The organism is Gemmatimonadaceae bacterium (assembly GCA_020852815.1).
Lineage (GTDB): Bacteria > Gemmatimonadota > Gemmatimonadetes > Gemmatimonadales > Gemmatimonadaceae > SCN-70-22.
Genome location: JADZAN010000017.1, coordinates 1 through 17513 on the forward strand (window position 1 = coordinate 1; position 17513 = coordinate 17513).

Here is a 17513-nt window from a genome sequence, read left to right on the forward strand (position 1 = left end):
GCGGCCGGATCGTGGTGACCTTGAGCGTCTGGTGCCAGCGTTCGAGCTTGCCGTTCGACTGCGGATAGTAGGGCGACGTCCGCACGTGCGTCATCCCCGCCAGCCGCACGAACTCCTTGAAGTCGCGCGCGAGGAACTGCGGCCCGTTGTCCGAGATGATCCGCGGCCGCGCGTCGGGGTACTGCTCGCGCGCCCGTTGCAGGATCGTCTCGACGTCGGCGGTCGTCATCCGTTCGCGGAGCTCCCAATGCACGAGATAGCGCGTCGCGCCGTCGAGGAGCGCGCAGAGGTAGTAGAACGTCCCCGCGAGGTTGACGTAGCTGATGTCGATGTGCCAGTGCTCGTGCGGGGCGACGGGCTGGACGAACCCCGTGCCCTTCGTCGACGGCGTACGGTTCCAGCGGTCCAGCACCCCGGCCGCGCGCAGCACGCGATACACCGTCGCGGGACTCACCGCCACGATGTTCGCGTCGAGCATCAGGTAGGTCATGCGGCGATAGCCCTCCGGCGCATGCGTGTCGTGATACGCGAGGATCGCTTGCCGCTCTGCCGGCCGCAACCAGTGGTCGCGCGGCACCGGGCCGTTGGGTGTGTTGGCCTGGCCGTAGCGTGCGGTCCAGCGATAGTACTGCGCGGGGGCGACGCCCAGGCGGGCCAGCACCCAGCGCACCGACTGCTCGGTACGCGCACTGAATGCCGTCACGAAATCGACGACCGCATCGCGGAGATCTGGCGGCACCCATCGCTCCCTCAGGGCGCCCCAAGCTTTTTTTTCAAGGCGAGGTACTCCTCCGACACCTCGGCGATCACCGCATCCTTCTTCGCCAGCTTGGCTTCGAGCGCGGCGACGCGCGCCCGTTCGGCCGCTCCAGCCTGCGCTGCGCCCCGCTGCGTGCGCCCGTCCTGGAGGGCGGCGGCCAGTTGCTCGAAGGCCTGACGCTGCCACAGGTAGAACAGCGTGGGCTGGATCGCGTACTCGTCACACAGGTCCGAGACGGCGATCTTGTCGACGAGATGGCGCCGCAGGATCGTCGCTTTCTCCTCGGGCGTGAACTGTCGTCGGGTCTTCTGCTTGCCGTTGCGTCGACTCATGGACTCCTCCGAGCTCACTGCATAGAGTGAGCGGTTGGGAGTCACATTTCAACTGAGGCAGGACAGCTCCCCTCCACCGCACCCACGAACGCCCGCGAAAACCCGCCAGCCGCCACGTAGTACAACGGCGAGCGCCTCTCCAACGCCGCGTGCGCCCACGCGCGCCCAGCGTCCGCCGCACGCGTCAACATCTCCATGTGCTGGTGATGCACCCGGGCGCCGATAGGCGTACGATCCCACTTCACCGCGCCAGTCATCACGCCGCCGCCTACCAACGGCGCGACGACGTCGATCTCCAATGACTGACGCGCACGATCGACCCCCTCCCAGTGCGTCCAGCGCTCCACCAGCGGCAACGCCGGCTTCCGCGTCGTGCCACTGGCGCGATCGTATGCCTGCGCGGCCATGCGCTCGAACGCCAGCCCCATGAAGGTGTCCAGGTGCGGTGCGATGGCGTCCTCCCACACGACTCGGCAGGATAGCGCGCCAGTGCCGACACGTTAGGCACCACGAAGCGGTGGTAGAAGCGGATGGCGGGATCGGCCACGACGTAACGCGTCGCATCGTTGGCCCTGGCATCCACATTCGCACGCGCCTCGAGATAACCCAGCTCGACGAGGGTGGACAGCTTCTCGCGCAGGGCATGGTCGTTGGCCAGCCCCACGCGCTGCGCGATCTCGTTGCGCTCGGTGCATCCGTTGGCCACGGCACCGAGGATGGCGCGGTACTTGTTCGCGTCGCGAAGCCCCTCCTCCTGATCGAGCGCCGTCTCCAGCAATGCACGCACCTCGCCGCGTGGCGAGAGAACGAGTTCGATGACGTTCTCTGACAGCGTGCGCGACGGGTCAACGGCGGCGAGGTAGCGCGGAGTCCCCCCGAAAATCGCGTACGACTGCGCACGATCGCGCAGCGCACGGAAGCTGGCGAGTTGCGCGGCATCCCAGTAGATGAACGGCGCCAGTCGATGTCGCCAGGCGAAACGTCCGTACAGCGGCGCTCCTCCCGCGTCGAGCGCCTCCATGGTGGTGACCTCCGATCCGGCGAGCATCAGGAGCACGGGACTCGTCGAGGGGCCGCTACGCTGCTCCAGCACCGCGTTGAGTTCCGATGCAACCTCGGCGAGACCGCCACTCCCTTCCGCCAGATACTGGAACTCGTCGAGTACCACGACGCGCCCAGCGGACGCTTTGCCCAAACTCGCACGAGCGGGCGACAGGAGGAGCTGGAAGATGGTGCGCCAGGTGGGATAGTCGTCCGGAACGAGCGTTGCGCCAGTCCACGCGGCGAAGTCCTGGACAAGCTGCCGCCTGTTGAGCTCCGGCGTGGTGCGCGAGGCGGTGAAGAGGAAGAGCCGCTCCTGCGGCCACGCGTGGGTGAGGAGAAAGGTCTTCCCCACACGACGACGTCCCGTGAGGAGCGCAGCGATCGGGCGCCCACGGTCCTCGGCCTGCTTCAGTAGCCGGGAGAGCTCCGAGCGCTCCTCCTCCCTGTCCACCAGCAAGTCGGTCTGCGCAACGTAGCGCGAAGCGCCTTCGCGAATCCTGCGCGCGGTACGAGCGGCCATGCCTGCAACTATAGTTGCATGCAACTACGGTTGCAAGCACCTCACCCACACCCTTGCTCCACCCCCGCCACCACCCTCATCACCTCCACCGCCTCACTCGGCGGCACCGGGTTCCCACCAATCCCCCTCACCGCATCCCGCACCCCCTCGTAGAACGCCCGCCAATCTCCCCGCTCCGATTCCACCACCCGCTCCACGCGCCGCTCCCCTTCGTACGACGTGAGCACCCCCGGCTGCCGATCCACCCCCCACTCCGCACCGCCAACCACGCCACCGCCGCGCAGCACCTCCTCCTGCGGATCGGTCCCAAACTTCACATAGCTCCCACGCGTCCCGTGCACGACAAACCGCAGGTCGTTCGCCGCCGCGAGCATCGACGCGTGCAACACGACGCGCAGGCGCTCGTACCGCAGCACGACGTGGAAATAGTCGTCCACCTGCGCCCCGTCGCGCTGGATGACCAGGTCGCCCTCCACACCGAGCGGCTGGCCGAACAGCTGCAACGCCTGGTCCACGAGGTGCGGCCCCAGGTCGTACCACAAACCCGCCCCCGCGCCGGCGCGCTCGCGCCAGCGGTCACGCACCACGGGGCGATAACGATCGATGCGCGACTCGAAGTAGCGCACATCGCCTAACGCGCCGTCGCCGATCAGCTTTCGCACGGTCACGAACTCGCTGTCCCACCGCCGGTTGTGAAACACAGCGAGCACGCGCCCCGCACGCTCGGCGTGCGCCACGACCGACTCGGCCTCCTCGACGGTCACGGTGAACGGCTTGTCGACCACGAGGTGCTTGCCGGCGCTCAAAGCGGCGTGCGCCTGCCGGGCGTGAACGGCGTTGGGCGTGGCGAGGACAACCAGATCGATGTGGGGATCGGTGAGCGCCTCGTCGTAGTCTCCGACCACCCGGGCGTCTGGGTGCGCACCGCGGGCAAGCGCCCCCTGGCTGGAGACAATGGTGTGCAAGCGAAGCCCTTCGACCGCCGCGACGAGCGGCGCGTGAAAGCTGCGGCCGGCGAAGCCAAAGCCGACAAGGGCGACGTTGATCGTTTCGTTCATTGACCGTGTTACTCCAGTTCCACAAACAGATTCGTCCGGCGATTCCACGAGCGCCTATCGCCTGCCGTACGGTTCGGCCCGGTTGAGCGCTATGTATCCTGCACGCCACAGTTTGCCCAACCGGCCCGCGCGCGTTAGCGTCACCAGACTCACGGGGCTGCAGTCAAGGAACGGCGCGAGTGCGGAGGCTGGCATGGGCACTTCGGTGGGCGAGGACGGCTTCGCGCGCTACTCCGCGCGCGTGGACAAGCTCCAGCAAGACCTCGTCGCCGCCAAGCGCGACGGCGACATCGTCAACGAGATCGACACGCTGCTGGCGATCGGTGATGCCGCGCTGGAGCGCGACCCCGCCCTGGCGATGATGCACTACCGCCTGGCCGAGCGCCAATGTCGCGGCGAGGGCCCCCGCCTGCACGCGGCGATCGGCGGGCAGGGGCGCGTGCTGCGGCGCGGAAAGCAGCTCCCCGAAGCAATCGAGCACTTCCAGCGGGCCGTGGCAGCCGCCGAACGCGCCGGTAATCGCGTGGCGCAGGTACTCTGGATGGTGCGACGCGCCGCTGCGCTCCGCGCCGGGGGTGACGCCGAGGCGGGAGGGGCGCTGGCGCGTAAGGCGGAGGCGCTGCTGCGCTCTCCCTCATCAACCAATGGCCGGCGAGCGCGACTCGGCGCGGTGAACCTGTTCGACGCCGAGCAGGTCACGACGCTCGTGGAACTCGAGGGGGAACTCGGGCGCGATTGCGCCGCACGTGGCGACGAGGACGGCGCGGAGGATCACTATCGCAGCGCGTGGAGCCACGCGCAGTCGATGCAGCAATGGGATGCGGTCGACACCTGGGCGCGCAACACAGGGAATGCCTGCGCGCGCCGGCAGCGCTTCGGCGACGCACTTGCCTGCTACGAAGCGGCGCTCGCCGCAGCGCGCCAGCTCGACGGCGACGACCATGTGACCGCGACGTTGCGCGCGCTGGCCAGCGCGTATCATGGAGCCGCGCGCTTCGAGGAGGGTGGGGCGCGGCTGGAGGCGCTGGCTGGCGAGCTGTCGGGGACGGCCCAGCTCACGGCGCTGGACGAGTCGCTGTCGCTCTATGATCAGGGGCTGGCGGCAATCGATGGGATCCGCGTCGCCGACCGCATCGCCGAGTTGGGGAAGGGGAGGCCGTTCGCCGAACAGTTCGCGCGCCGGGTGCGGGAAACGCGCGCGAAGCTCGCTCGCCTTGGCACCATGCCGCCCAACACCGACGGTCCGTGTGCGCTCGATCTCTGGTTGCCGCACGTGATGGCGCGTGCGGTGGATGCGCGCGATGCCGATGGGGCGCTGGTGGCGGCGCACCTGGTGTGCGACGTGCGCCTGGCGCTCGCGCTGCGCGGTGGGCGGGAGTGGGCGCGCATGATTGGTGGTGACGTGTTGCAGCAGGCGGGGCTCGACCTGCGCGTGGTGAGCGACACGCTTGCCCTGCTGGTGGAGATGGACCGCAACGATGCGGCGAGCGACCTGCTACAGCGTTGGAAGGCGCCGGCCTTCTGCACGGCGACGCTGCACCGGTTGTTGGAGGCTCCCCCGGCGCACCCGGAGTTGGGTGCGGTGGCCGATGCGGCGCGCGCGCTGGCCCAGTCGGTCGACGCGATGGCCGGCGTGGCGCAGCCCGACTTCATCCGCGCCGTCAATGGCGTGCGGCGCTCGGCGTTGCAGCTGCGGGAGGCGGGCGAGCGCATCCGCGCGCGCGACCCGCTCCTGCACGCGCGCCTGGGATTTGGCGTGTATCCGCGCGACCTGGTCGACGCCCTCCCCATCGACGGCGGCGTGGCGATCGTCGACTTCCTGGTGGGGCGCGACGCGACCGACGGGGTGATCTACACGCGCGGTGCCGACGGCGTCGTGACCACGCTCCTGCATGCCCCCACCTTCACCGCCCGTGAGGCGCGCGCGCTCACCGAGTTGCAGCAGGCGGGCAACCTCTCCAACGCCCTTGGCGGGGCGCAGACCGAGGCGTTGCTCGACATCGCGAAGATCCTGCACGACCACTTCTTCTGCTTCCTCGCCCGCTCGCTCTCCGAGCGCGGCGTCACGCAGCTCATCCTCGTCCCCGACGTGCTCACGCGCGCCATTCCCTTGCATCTGGCGATGGTGTGCGGGAAGGAGGTCGCGATAACGGGGATCGACACGTCGGATGCCAACTTCCTGTGCGAAGTGATGCCGGTCGAGTACGCCCCCGCGGTGCAGGCGGTGGCCGCGTCGCAGGCGTTCGTGCGCCCGCGCGCCATTGGCGCCGTGGCTGGGTTTGCCGATCCCAATGGCGACCTGGCAGGAGTACGCGCCGAGCTGGAGGCGTTTGGCGCACGGGCAACCGCCGGCGGCCACGCGGCGCGATGGTCGCTGGCGACGGGTGCCGAGATGACGCGCGAGGCGGTGAGCGAGGCCATCCGCACCGCCGACCTCGTTGTGCTGGGGACGCATGGGCACTTCGTGGCCGGCGACCTGCGCGCCTCGCACCTGGTGATGCACGACGCGCCGTGGTCGCTGGACGAGATGTTGCGCCTGCCGGCACTGGAGAAGCGCGCGCTCCTGGTCCTCATTGCCTGCGAAGCGGGCGCGGTGGCGCTCACGCCGGACGACGCGCTGTCGTGGGGCATTCCCGGGGCGCTGGTGAACGCAGGCGCGAGCGCTGTGCTGGCCAATCTCTGGCCGGTGGTCGACGTCACGGCGAACATCCTCCTCGACCGCTTCCTGGTGCACCTGGCGCACCGCGGATTTCGCCCGTCAGCTGCACTGTTCCGCGCTGTGCGCGACCTGCGGCGCATGACGCACGACGAGGCGGTGGCCGCCTGCCGCCTGCACTACGATCGCCTCAAGGCGCACAAGGCGGCGCCCGAGGCGCTGGTGGGGGCGCGCACGCTGATGGACTGGGTCGATGACAGCGACTCGCCGACGCCGTTCGCGCACCCCTTCTTCTGGGGAGCGACGGCCATCTTCGGAAGCGGCTGGCACCTCCCGGCAGGCGCCTGCGTCGGCGCCATGGACCGCGTGGTCGACAACGAGATGCGCCTGCGCTCGGCGGTGGAGGCGATGCGCTCTGGCAGGATGCGCGACGCGCTGGACGACGCGACGGCGCTGGCGCAGCGTTCGGATGGCGTCACGCGCGCCCGCGCCTACGTCCTCATGGCCGACAGCATGCTGCAGGGGGCCGACCTCACCGCGCACGCGCGCGTGTCGCGTCGCGCCGGGCGGCTCCTTGCGGCTGCCGGACGCATGGCGCGCGCCGAGGAGGACGACGAACTGTTGGAGTGGATCAACACCCTGCAACGCTCCCTGGAGAGTGACGATGTGGAACCGTACGAGCGCTGACCCGCTGGCCCGCCTCCTCTTCGACAAGTACGACGTGCACGTGCTGAGCCGACCGCGTGCGGCGCTTCCCGTGCTCACCGTCTTTGCCGTGCGCGATGACAAGGTCTACCTGGGCGGAGCGCTGACGTCGCTGCTGCGCGTTCCCTTCGATCCGCCGGACATCACGAAGGGGGAACCGGTGCTCGACATCTCGACCACCGTCTCGAGCGCCACGTCGGGGAGTGGGGCGCTCAACTTCCTGAAGGGATTCCTGGCCACGATTGGGGGAGCGATCGGCGTCTCGATGGGGGCGGCCTTCGAGCGCACCGGGACGTCGGTACTCAAGTTCCGCTTCGACGGCTGCACGCTCGACTCGGTGACCGATGCCTTTGACCTCGAGAACCGGCTGGCCGACCTCGACTTCGACCGCGCGAAGTCGGCGATGCGCGACGATGCGCGGTACTACATCGCGCGCGGTGTGCATTCGTGCGCGTCGTTGACCTTCGAGGCGCTCGACAAGAAGTCAGCGAGCATCGACCTGCATGCCGACGTCGCCGCGATTGGTGATGCCAAGGGGGCGCTCTCGGTCAACAAGGACAAGACGATCACCGCGTCGAGCGCTGCGCCGCTGGCGTACGGCGTGGTGCTCAACGAGTTGGTGTACGACGGCCGGCGCAAGCGGCTGGGGCTCAAGGAAGCGCGTGACTACGTGCACGTGATGGGGGCGGTGAAGCGGAAGATCGCGGCGGCGGAGGTGGGGGGTGAGAAGGGTGGGGTGTTGGAGGTGACCGAAGGCGTTTTGTCTGACTAGTCTGACCAGACTACATTGAAGTCATGGCAGACGAGTGCTCTCTTTACGACGCGAAAGCGAAGCTCTCGGCACTTGTTCGTCAGGTGCGGGAGGGACGGACGATCGTCATCACCGTTCATGGTGAACCGGCGGCGGAGCTTCGCCCCATCGAGCGAGGTGCGCGGAAGCAGTCACTCGCGGAGCGAGTGGAGGAACTGGAGTCCCGTGGAGAGCTGTCCGCGCCGACGCGCAGGTCCGGGGCGTCGGTCGCGTTGCGGCGGTTGGCTCGCCGCCCTGGGGCGCTGAAGCGCTTCCTCAAGGAACGCGAGTGAAGGTCGCCATCGTCGACAGCTCGTGAATTGTCGCCGTCGCGCTCGATGAGCGGACGGGTCACGCCGTCCGAGCGCGTCTCGTCGAGTTCGACAGGATCTTCGCGTCGCCGCTCCTCGAAGCGGAGTTGAGAGCTGCGTTGCGCCGCGAAGCACTCCCGGACGCGGAGCTCGACCTCTCGGACATTCAGTGGATTCTGCCGTCGCGTGCGTTGACTGACGAAGTGGAGCGCGTGCTGGACGCGGGCTGCGTGCGCGGCGCCGATTGCTGGCACCTCGCCTGCGCGCTCTACCTCGCCCAGGATTCCGGCGAGGTGACGTTCCTCACGCTGGACCTTCCGCAGCGAAAGGTCGCGAAAGCGCTCGGGTTCGCGACGTAGGCGACGCCCGCGGGCGCCGGCACTTCTCCCCCTTCCTCCCCCCTCCCCCGACCCGCCGAGCCAACGATGGGCAGCGCACTCCCGCCGATCCCGAAGGGAACCGGCCAGCATCCGATCGCGATGATCACCATCGCCGCCAACGACTTCGCGGCGTCGACGGCGTTCTATCACGCCGTCTTCGGGTGGCAGTTGATGACGATCACCGCCGACATCGCAGCGACCGCGCTCGCCTCCGGGCCGGCGGTCACGCTGCGCGCAAAGACACCCGATGGCTTCCAGGGGGTTGTCCCCTTCATCGCCGTAGCCGACGTGCCGGCGGCGTTGCAGCAGGTGGTTGCGGCTGGCGGCGCGGTCGAGCGCGCACCGTGGGCGATGCCGATGGCGGGAACGCTCGCCCGCTTCACCGACCCCGCGGGGACTGTGTACGGACTGGCCAGCGCGCCGAGCCCGGCACCGCCGCACATTCCCGCCCCCTTCGGCGACGCGCGCCGTCCGCCTAACGGGACGGTCTGCACGCTGGAGATGCACGCCGGTGACCTGGACGTCGCCGCGCGATTCTTCGGCGCGCAGTTCGGCTGGGGTACGCTCCCCACCATGCCGCAGTACCTGATGTTCGACGCCGGCGCCGGCATCGGCGGTGTCTTCCAGTCGCACACGCCGGCCACCCGTGGGCTCGCCTATCTCTACGCCGCCGACGTGACGGCGACGCTCGCCGCAATCGAGGCGGCGGGAGGGAAGCGCATGGGCGAACCGATGGCCATTCCCGGCATGGCGACCTTCGGCTACTTCACCGATCCCTCCGGGACGGCGATGGGGTTGATTGGGGGGTAGGTCAACCGCCCCCGCCCTGTGCGATGGCAAGCAAGCTTGCTACCTTGCTTGCATGAAGGCCACCATCGACCTCGACGAAGCGTTGTATCGCCGCCTCAAGATCGAGGCGGCGCGGCGTGGGCGGACGGTGCGGGAGTTGGTCGCCGAGGGTGTGCGATACATCCTCGACGCCCCGGACGGGAGCGCTGGTCGAGGGGAGGCCGCGTCGACCACCGCGCCGTGGAATCCCGCGTGGCTGGGTTCCCTGCAGCGCTACGGGAGCGCGATCGAGGACCACTCGATGGACGCAGTCCGCGAGAGCGTGGCGCGCGCGCGGCGACAGCAGCAAGGGCGCGCACGAGGGAAGGAGCGAAAGTCGTGACCATCGGATTGGACACGTCGCTCACGCTCCGGTTGCTCACCGGTGTGCCCGAGGCACAGGCCGATGTCGCGCGCCGGCTGGTCGCGTCGTCACCGTCGCCTGTCGCCATCTCCGACCTCGTGGTCGGGGAGACGTACCTTGCCCTGCGCCATCACTATGGCGTGCCGCATGGCGAGGCGACGCGCGTCCTGCACGCGCTACTCTCCGATCCGCGCATCAGGGGCACCGGCGTGGCGCGTTCCATTCTCGCCGACCCGGAGTCGCGACGCAGTGCCAAGTCGCAGCCCGGACTCATGGATCGGCTGATCCATGGCGACTATGATCGAGAGGGACTCGCGGTCGCGACCTTCGATCGTGCGCTCGGGCGACTCCAGGGCGCACAGCGACTCGGCTGACCCATGTCTTCCCCACACGACTCCCGCCACATCGACCTCTCCTTCCTCGAGGGACCACGCTCCCGCTGGAAGGAACTCGGTTCGGTCTTCTCCATTGCCGGCGAGTTCATTCGCGGCTTCCGTGCGCTGCACTTCGTGGGTCCGTGCGTGACCTTCTTCGGCTCGGCGCGCTTCAAGGAAGACCATCCGTACTACAGCGCCGCACGCGAGCTGGCGCAACGCATCGGACGTGTAGGGTTCACGATCATGACCGGGGGCGGCCCCGGGATCATGGAGGCGGCCAATCGCGGGGCCCGGGATGTCGGTGCGCTCAGCATCGGCTGCGGGATCGTCCTTCCGCATGAACAAGCGCTCAACCCGTATTGCGACATTGCCCTCAACTTCAATCGCTTCTTCATCCGCAAGGTCCTCCTCCTCAAGTACAGCATCTGCTTCGTCGTGATGCCGGGCGGCGCGGGGACGCTCGACGAGCTGTTCGAGACCATCACGCTCATTCAGACGGGGAAGGTGGAGAACTTCCCCATCCTCCTGTACGGCAAGGAGTACTGGGGGCCTACGCTGGCGCAGATCGACCGGATGGTGGCCGAGGGGACGCTCAAGCAGAAGGAGCTGTCGTTCGTCTTCGTGGCCGACAGCGTGGAGGAAGCGACGACGCTCCTGCAGGATCGCCTGGTGGCGATGTGGCAGGAGCGTCAGAAGGGGCGCGAAGTGCCGCGGTGGTGGTTCCTCGAGGGGCGTCGCCCTACTTCGCAACCATCCGCACCAGCGGGTCAGCCCACGAGAATATGAGCGTCCGCGCGCCCGGATACTCGGACACGGCGAGCGTGAGGAGCGGGACGGCGCCGAAGGTGATGACGTTGAGGACGAACGCGGTGTCCCACGTGAGCTTTCCCGGTGTAGTGCGCGACACTCGGCTCAGCATCTCGTTGCGATTCATGCGCACCATCACGAAGAAGACCGAGACGACCGTCCCCAGCAGGAGCGCGATGGCGTACATGTTGATGACGCTGTGCGGGACGTACGGATAGAGCATCCCGACGCTGACGAGGATGAGGAGCGAGGCAAAGAGGAAGAAGCAGAGCCCGCGCAGGTTGCGGAGGTAGGTGTCGACGAAGGCGATGATCTCGCACGCCAGGTACTCCTCCATCGAGGCCAGCGTGCGCGCCGTGGGAGGGGGGAGCGAGGAGGCACCGCCAGGTGCATCGCCGCGGCGGATGGTCCAGAGGTCGCGCGCCACTCGCAGCGACAAGGCCACGCTGGCCGACCCGCGCTGTTCGCGCTGCGAGACCTCCAGCACGCCGGGCGGGCTGACACTCGCGGCGTCACTCGCATCCTGGCGCACCCGCTCCCACAGCTCCACCACGTAGCGATCGGCGCCGTGATCGTCGCGCCGCATCCCCAGGAAGCCGACATCGGTAAGGCGGATGATGTCGATGGGGAGTCGCGCGAAGGCGTCGGCAATCGGCGTCCCCGCCATGATGTCGAGGAAGCGCTCGAGGCCGTGCCAGGTGTGCACCAGGCGATAGATCGCCCACGACGACGAGACGAGGACGGCGACGAGCCCGACCCAGAGACTGGCGTCGAACCAGACGTCGGCGCCGCGCCCGCCGTGGGCCAGCGACTCCAGCGACGGCAACCGACGCCGTACGATGATCCAGATGGCGGTGAGTGCCGCCAGGATGATCCAGGCGACGTGCATGCTGGGGGCGAACCAGGCCAGGCCGCGCCGCGCCTCCACCGCCGATCGATAGGCGCGCCGCCAGATGGCGGGGCTGGTGCGCGTGTCCGCCAGGGTGCGCAACCCGTTCTCGATGGGGAGGAGCGCGTCCATGCCGCGCGCCTGTTGCAGCTGCCACCACGTCCAGATGGCAAAGGTGGCGCCGAGCAGGACGAGCGGGATGAGTGGTGACACGCCGCTCGCCAGATGCAAGGCGCGATACATCGACAGCGTCGCTTCGCTCCCGCCACGGCTGGCGAAGCGCAGCAGGTGCGCCGTGTAGGCGAGCGAGCTCACCACGAACAGCGCGCTCACCACAGAGACGATGAGGTCTCCGGCGCGCGCGATCAGCGGCGCCTCGCGGCGCTCGGTGCGCTGCCGGTACTCCCGCAGGTCGTCGCTGTCCTTCACGGCTGGTACCTCGCCGCTCAGGCGCGTGGATGCGCGCATCCGCTCCAGGAGCGAGCGGGCGCCGCCGCCGGGCGCCGCGGTTGCCGTCGGCCCGGTCGTTGCAACCGGCGGCGACGAGGCTGCAGGTGTCGCCGCCACTGGCACGGACGACGCGTCGTCAGGCGCCGCGACGTCGCCAGGTGCCGCAGCACCGGCGTCCGGTGCGCCGGCCTCGCTCCCCCGCACCTTCTTGATCCTCGGAAAGAGAAGCCCGCCAATTCCATAGAACGCCAGCGACAAACCGAGGACGATCTCCAGCGCCGAGAGCGCGAGGACAATCATCACGGCGAGCGAGGGGAAGCCGCTGTACTCGTCGACCGAGGCCACCACGCGTCGCGCATCGACGGCTACGGAGAAGGGGAGATAGGTCGCGCTGAGCGAGATGATGAAGAGCCCCAGGTAGAGCGCCTCCTTGCTCGTCCGCGGTTGCGCCAACGCGTCGGGGACGATGAAGCCCGTGCTGAGGAGCCACTGGCGATCGAGCAGCGTGAGGATGGCGAAGACGGCGATGAGGATGGACGGGAGGAGCACGGCGACGGAGAGCATCGCGTCGTGCGTGAAGGAATGCTCGTGCAGGCGTGCGGGGATGCGCGCGCTGCGCGCCGTGTCGGAGGGGCCTACGTTGAGGTACGACTGCCACTGCGCCCCGGGCATCTGGTACGTGAGCGGATAGAAGCCCCCGCGCCCCACCACGGAGACCCAGATGGGCGGGATCGTCGTCCCGCGTCGCGTTCCCGCACGGATCGAATACTCCTCCTGGCGCTCGTGCAACCCCAGCCGCGTGACGGCCGCGTTGTACACGCCGATGGCGGCGGCGTTGGAGAAGGCCATCAGGTCGGTCATGCGCGTGTACGACGAGTCGTTCCCCGCCTTGGTGCTGCGCTCGGCCGACGACCAGAACTGGTTCTCCAACGTCAGCGGATACGTGCTGAGGACGAGCGAACCGATGAGCGCATCGGAGTACTCGGGGCGCGCGAGCAGGACGTGCGCCTCGTAGTTCACGATGATCGCGTCGCGAAGGTGGCGCTTCACCTCGCGCGCCAGCATGAGCTTGTCGCGCACATCGGTGGCCTTCACGAGCACCACGCGAATGTCGTGTTCGTCGAGCGACGTCATCAGGTGGTCGAGGACGACGTCGAGCGAGGGGATGCTCAAGGAGGAGGTAAGCGCCGGCGTCTCGCGCGGGCGCATTTTCTCGTCCAGCGACAGCTTGGTGCGCGGTGCGTCGGTGAGCGAGGGCAGGTTGGGCGAGGCTTCCAGCGCGGTCGGCGCCTTCTCGAATTCGCTGCGCAGCGAGGCGATGTTGAGCGGGAAGGGGACCGTGAGGTAGCTCGATTCTCCCGACGGCTTCGCCTCGTCCTCCCTGGTGGGCCGGCTCTCGCCAGCTGCACCGCTCCCCGCCTCGGACGTGCCGCACAGGCGCGCCTGCTGCCGATTGTTGGAGCGTCCTGAGTCCTTGCCCGTTGGCCGAACGGCGCCGTATGCCGTGCCCGACTCGGTGAGGACGGCGACCTGGTCGGGGCGCACGCGCAACACGCGCACGAGCCGCGCCAGCACGTCGTCCATGGCGTTGTCCGGGTTCACCGTGGCGGAGAAGCGAATGCGGGCAATGCGAACCGAGTCGGCCGTCGCGCTCTCGCGCCTCGGCAGGCGCACGCAGGTCGAGTCGGTGAGGACGGAGAGGTTGCTGAACGATGTCGCCGAGCCTGAGATGACGCGCGCCGTCCTCGGCGCGGGGTCGCGCGCCTCGGGGAGGGCGGAGGCCCTCGGCGCCAGCGCCTCGTCGATCAGCATGCGCAGCGAGAACGACGAGCCGCTGAAGGTCGGACCAAGGACGGAGAGCTCGTCGCGCTCACGGGGATCGGTGTCGAGGAGCGCGCTCCCTTCGGCGATCAGCGCGGCGCGATCGGCGAGAGCCGCGCGAAAGGCGTAGTACTGGACCCCCGAGGTGGGGATCTCGGGGACGAGGTAGACCACGTGCAGCGCCGGCGCCTGCATGTCCGCCGATCGGAAGAGGAGCACGCCGGGCTGGAAGTCGTGCACCGCATAACGAGCGGTTCCGCTCCCGATGTTCAGCGTCATGCTGTCGGTGCGCGGCGGGAGCCAGTAGCCCTGCGGGACGAGCGCGGCCGTCCCCATCGCACGCCGGATGGCCTCCAGCACCGCATCGTACGACCAGTCGAGGTGCGAGTCGGTGGGGTCGGGGATGGTGGCGATGGTGACGCGCAGCGGCATGCGCGCCACCGAGTCCGGTGACGGCGATCGCGCGAGCGCGGCATCGCGTCCCAGCGCGCGTATGGAGCTCCACTGTGTCCCGAAAAAGTCGGCGACGAGGCGTCGCCCGCGGTCGAAGTCGGCCACGGCCCCCTCTGGGGTCGGCTTGTCGCTGCTTGCGCCTGACGGGACGGTTTGCACGATGGGGGGGCCGGGGACCGGAGCGGCCACCGGGGGCGACGATCCGCCGCGAAAGAGGAGCGCAAAGAGCGCGACGAGCAGCCCGATCCCTCCCACGCCGGTGGCGGCCGTGGTGCCTGACGAGCGGTTCTCGCCGCTCATGACCGCCCCTGCGACGAATGGTCGGCCGAACGAGCGAGCGGCTCGACGCGGCGGCGGCCGTGCTGCCTGGCGATGCGAAAGACCTGCATGCGACGGGTTCGGGAGAAGGGAGGGGGGAGGGGGACGAGGACGTGACCCTGCAGAACCGCTGTAGGCCGACACAATCCGACAGCGCGTGATGGCTGCGCGCCAGTAGGGGTGCACGACCCTCGCACCGGACTCGCGCACCCCCTCGTGGCGCACTCATCCATGCGCACTGTTAGGCAGTGAGCGGAACGGGATGCCGACACGAAAAAACCGCGCCAGCATGGAAGCGCTGGCGCGGGGAGGGGTGCGGTAACGAGGTGCGCTGTGGTGCGAACCGCTATGGCGTGCCGGGCACCCCGATGGCCGCGACGGTCTCGCCGGCCAGTATCGACGGGATGGGCCGGACATACAGCACGATCCCGGCGGCTGGCGCGACGACCGTTTCCAGCACCTTGCCCCACCAGTCGGTGGTTACCCCGAGCTTGTCGCCCTTGCTCACTCGCTGCGTGCGTGACACCAGCGGGTGGAAGATCCCGCGCTGTTGCCCAACCACGGTGTGCATCGCGGTGAGCCAGGTGGGGTTGATGCGCGGCACCTTGCGGTCGTACATGTCGAGCGCCGCCATCACCTTGAGCGTGCCGTTCACCAGGGTGTCGACATCCTGCGGCATGACCGTCCCGTGATAGCCGGCCTCGGCCGTGAACGAGGCTTTCCCTCGCGTGGTCGCCGTGTTCTCCAGGTAGCGCGACGCACCCGGGTCGCGCGGGCGGTCGCGCGAGACGACGATGTGCGGGACACCAAAGGCGGTTACCATCCGCCGAGAGAGCGAGTCCTGCGCCGCGTTCCCCGTTGGAGTCCAGTAGCTGAAGGGGAAGAGCGACTCGTCGGTGTCGCCACCATGCATGTCTATCACGTGGTCTGCCTGCTCGATCACCTCGCGCGTGATCGCAAACGAGGCGCGATCGGTCTGCGTCCCGTTGGGCTTGCCGGGATACTCGCGGTTCATGTTCTTCCCGTCGACCGGATTGAGGTGCGCCACCCGTTGTTCGAACGACGGGATGTTGACCAACGGGACGATGATGACGCTGCCGCGCACCTTGGCCGGATCGAGCGTCGTGATGAGTCGTTCCAGCGCGATGATCGATGCGTACTCGGTGCCGTGCGAGCCGGCGACGAGAGCGAGCACCGGCCCACGCGCGGCGCCGTGTACCACGGTGACCGGGATGTCGAGCGCCGCGTCGCTCCCCGCGGGGACCTTGAGCAGGCCGTTCACCTTCTGGCCTCGCTGGGCCGTGGCGCTACCGACCGTGAGCGTGGGATGCCGGTCGGCCGGCGCCTGCGCTCCTAACGAGCGCGAGCCGGCGGCGGGATTCAGCGTGGCGACGAGGAGGGCGGTGGAGATCGTCGCTCGGCAAACGATCGCGAGACGGGTCGACATGGCGCGGAGATGGAGGGCGTGGGCGTCGGTGGCGCCAACATGCCGCCAACGACCGGGCTGGACAAGGGAGCGGAGCTTTGCGCCGGCGTCACGTCATGCGCGTCGCGTCAGGCGTCTCGCGCTCTGGCGATGCGTGCGTCATCTTCGCGGACCCTCGAGACTGGCGGCTCACCCATGTTCGGCTCCGAAGTCCTGGACGTCGCAATCGGCCTCGTCGTGGTCTATCTCCTCCTGTCGCTGTTCGCGACGGCGGTGCGTGAGGCGCTCGAGTCGGTCTTCAAGACGCGCGCGGTCTTCCTGGAGACCGGTGTCCGCGAATTGCTCGACGACCGGCGCGGGCGCGGTCTCTCGCGGCAGTTGTACGAGCATCCGTTGATCGCCTCGCTCTATATCGGCCCGTATGACCCGGCTTCGGACCCGCAGGCCCCCGCAGACGCGCCCGTGCGAGAGCGTCTCACCGGGGCGAACCTCCCGACCTACATCCCGGCACCATCCTTCGCGGCAGCGCTGATCGACCTGATGGTTCGGGGGCCGGCGTCCGGCCCCGACTCGGAGCTGCAACGCGCCCCACTCACCTTCGACTCGTTGCGCACGGGAGTGGAGCTGATCGACTCACCGCACGTGCGACGCGCGCTCTTTCTCGCGCTGGATGATGCGAAGGGGGATCTCGACAGGGCCAAGGCCAACATCGAGCAGTGGTTCGATCGTTCCATGGATCGCGTGTCCGGGTGGTACCGGCGTCGCACGCACTACTGGTTGCTCTTCATTGGTGTGGCGTCCACGCTGGCCCTCAACGTCAACACGATCGCCATCGCGCAACATCTCGCGCGATCCAAGGCAGCCCGCGAGCTGGTCGTGGGCAAGGCGTCCGCAATCGTCGCGGATAGCCTGGCGCGCGCCGCCGCGGCGGGAGTGCCAAACGCACCCACTCCCATCGACCCCACGCTGGCGCACCTCGACGCGCGGCTTACCGCGCTGGCCGCGCTCGAGCTCCCCATCGGGTGGGAACACATGGCGCCCGTTGTCGGGCCCCCCTTCTCCTGGTTTGTGCAACAGGTCGTGGGGCTCCTGCTCACGGCGCTGGCCATCACGCTCGGCGCGCCCTTCTGGTTCGACGCGCTCAACAAGGTGATGCAGGTGAAGACCACGGGAGCGTCGGGGACGCGACGCGCGACGAGCGAGGAGACGCACTGAGCCTCCGTC

General features: G+C 68.8%; 15 protein-coding genes. 9 read left to right on the top strand and 6 right to left on the bottom strand.

Features of this window, described 5'->3' with window-relative positions; translation table 11 throughout:
• The 4 genes from IT359_09815 to IT359_09830 all read right to left on the bottom strand — a co-directional run.
• The coding region (locus IT359_09815; protein MCC6929273.1) for a transposase at positions 1–739 on the bottom strand (739 nt) is incomplete at its 3' end.
• A gap of 11 nt (positions 740–750) precedes the next feature.
• Positions 751–1092 carry a transposase gene (locus IT359_09820; protein MCC6929274.1) on the bottom strand — a complete coding sequence of 114 codons (342 nt, stop codon included), beginning with the start codon at positions 1090–1092 and terminating at the stop codon, positions 751–753.
• Positions 1093–1133: 41 nt separating this feature from the next.
• Positions 1134–1520, bottom strand: coding sequence for a hypothetical protein (locus tag IT359_09825; protein MCC6929275.1), 387 nt, complete (start codon positions 1518–1520; stop codon positions 1134–1136).
• Positions 1521–2697: 1177 nt separating this feature from the next.
• Entirely contained in the window at positions 2698–3714 is a 1017-nt protein-coding gene (locus IT359_09830; GenBank protein MCC6929276.1) for an oxidoreductase, read from the bottom strand.
• A gap of 193 nt (positions 3715–3907) precedes the next feature.
• Here IT359_09830 and IT359_09835 point away from each other — a divergent pair, with 193 nt between their 5' ends.
• The 8 genes from IT359_09835 to IT359_09870 all read left to right on the top strand — a co-directional run bounded on the left by IT359_09835 (position 3908) and on the right by IT359_09870 (position 10911).
• A complete protein-coding gene (locus IT359_09835; GenBank protein MCC6929277.1) occupies positions 3908–7057 on the top strand; it encodes a CHAT domain-containing protein in 3150 nt (1049 codons plus the stop codon).
• Complete coding sequence (locus tag IT359_09840; GenBank protein MCC6929278.1) at positions 7035–7847, top strand: hypothetical protein; 813 nt, start codon at positions 7035–7037, stop codon at positions 7845–7847. Before IT359_09835 ends, IT359_09840 begins: the two co-directional genes overlap by 23 nt.
• Before the next feature lie 23 nt (positions 7848–7870).
• On the top strand, positions 7871–8158 hold the full coding sequence (locus IT359_09845) for a type II toxin-antitoxin system prevent-host-death family antitoxin (protein MCC6929279.1): 288 nt from the start codon (positions 7871–7873) through the stop codon (positions 8156–8158).
• Between the two features lie 26 nt (positions 8159–8184).
• Positions 8185–8535, top strand: a complete 351-nt coding sequence (locus tag IT359_09850) for a PIN domain-containing protein (GenBank protein MCC6929280.1) — start codon at positions 8185–8187, stop codon at positions 8533–8535.
• A 66-nt stretch (positions 8536–8601) separates the two neighbouring features.
• Positions 8602–9366, top strand: coding sequence for a VOC family protein (locus IT359_09855; GenBank protein ID MCC6929281.1), 765 nt, complete (start codon positions 8602–8604; stop codon positions 9364–9366).
• 52 nt (positions 9367–9418) lie between these two features.
• On the top strand, positions 9419–9727 hold the full coding sequence (locus tag IT359_09860) for a hypothetical protein (GenBank protein MCC6929282.1): 309 nt from the start codon (positions 9419–9421) through the stop codon (positions 9725–9727).
• Complete coding sequence (locus IT359_09865; protein MCC6929283.1) at positions 9724–10122, top strand: hypothetical protein; 399 nt, start codon at positions 9724–9726, stop codon at positions 10120–10122. The genes IT359_09860 and IT359_09865 overlap by 4 nt, the downstream gene beginning before the upstream one ends.
• 3 nt (positions 10123–10125) lie before the next feature.
• On the top strand, positions 10126–10911 hold the full coding sequence (locus tag IT359_09870; protein MCC6929284.1) for a TIGR00730 family Rossman fold protein: 786 nt from the start codon (positions 10126–10128) through the stop codon (positions 10909–10911).
• Here IT359_09870 and IT359_09875 read toward each other — a convergent pair.
• Together IT359_09875 and IT359_09880 are read right to left on the bottom strand one after the other, a co-directional pair.
• Positions 10865–14845, bottom strand: coding sequence for a hypothetical protein (locus IT359_09875; protein ID MCC6929285.1), 3981 nt, complete (start codon positions 14843–14845; stop codon positions 10865–10867). The two genes, IT359_09870 and IT359_09875, sit on opposite strands and share 47 nt — an antisense overlap.
• Before the next feature lie 364 nt (positions 14846–15209).
• Positions 15210–16310 (bottom strand): succinylglutamate desuccinylase/aspartoacylase family protein, encoded by a 1101-nt coding sequence (locus IT359_09880; GenBank protein MCC6929286.1) that lies wholly within the window; start codon positions 16308–16310, stop codon positions 15210–15212.
• A 174-nt stretch (positions 16311–16484) separates the two neighbouring features.
• On the opposite strand from IT359_09880, the gene IT359_09885 reads away from it, so the two are divergent.
• On the top strand, positions 16485–17504 hold the full coding sequence (locus IT359_09885; GenBank protein MCC6929287.1) for a hypothetical protein: 1020 nt from the start codon (positions 16485–16487) through the stop codon (positions 17502–17504).
• The last annotated feature ends 9 nt before the right edge of the window (positions 17505–17513 follow it).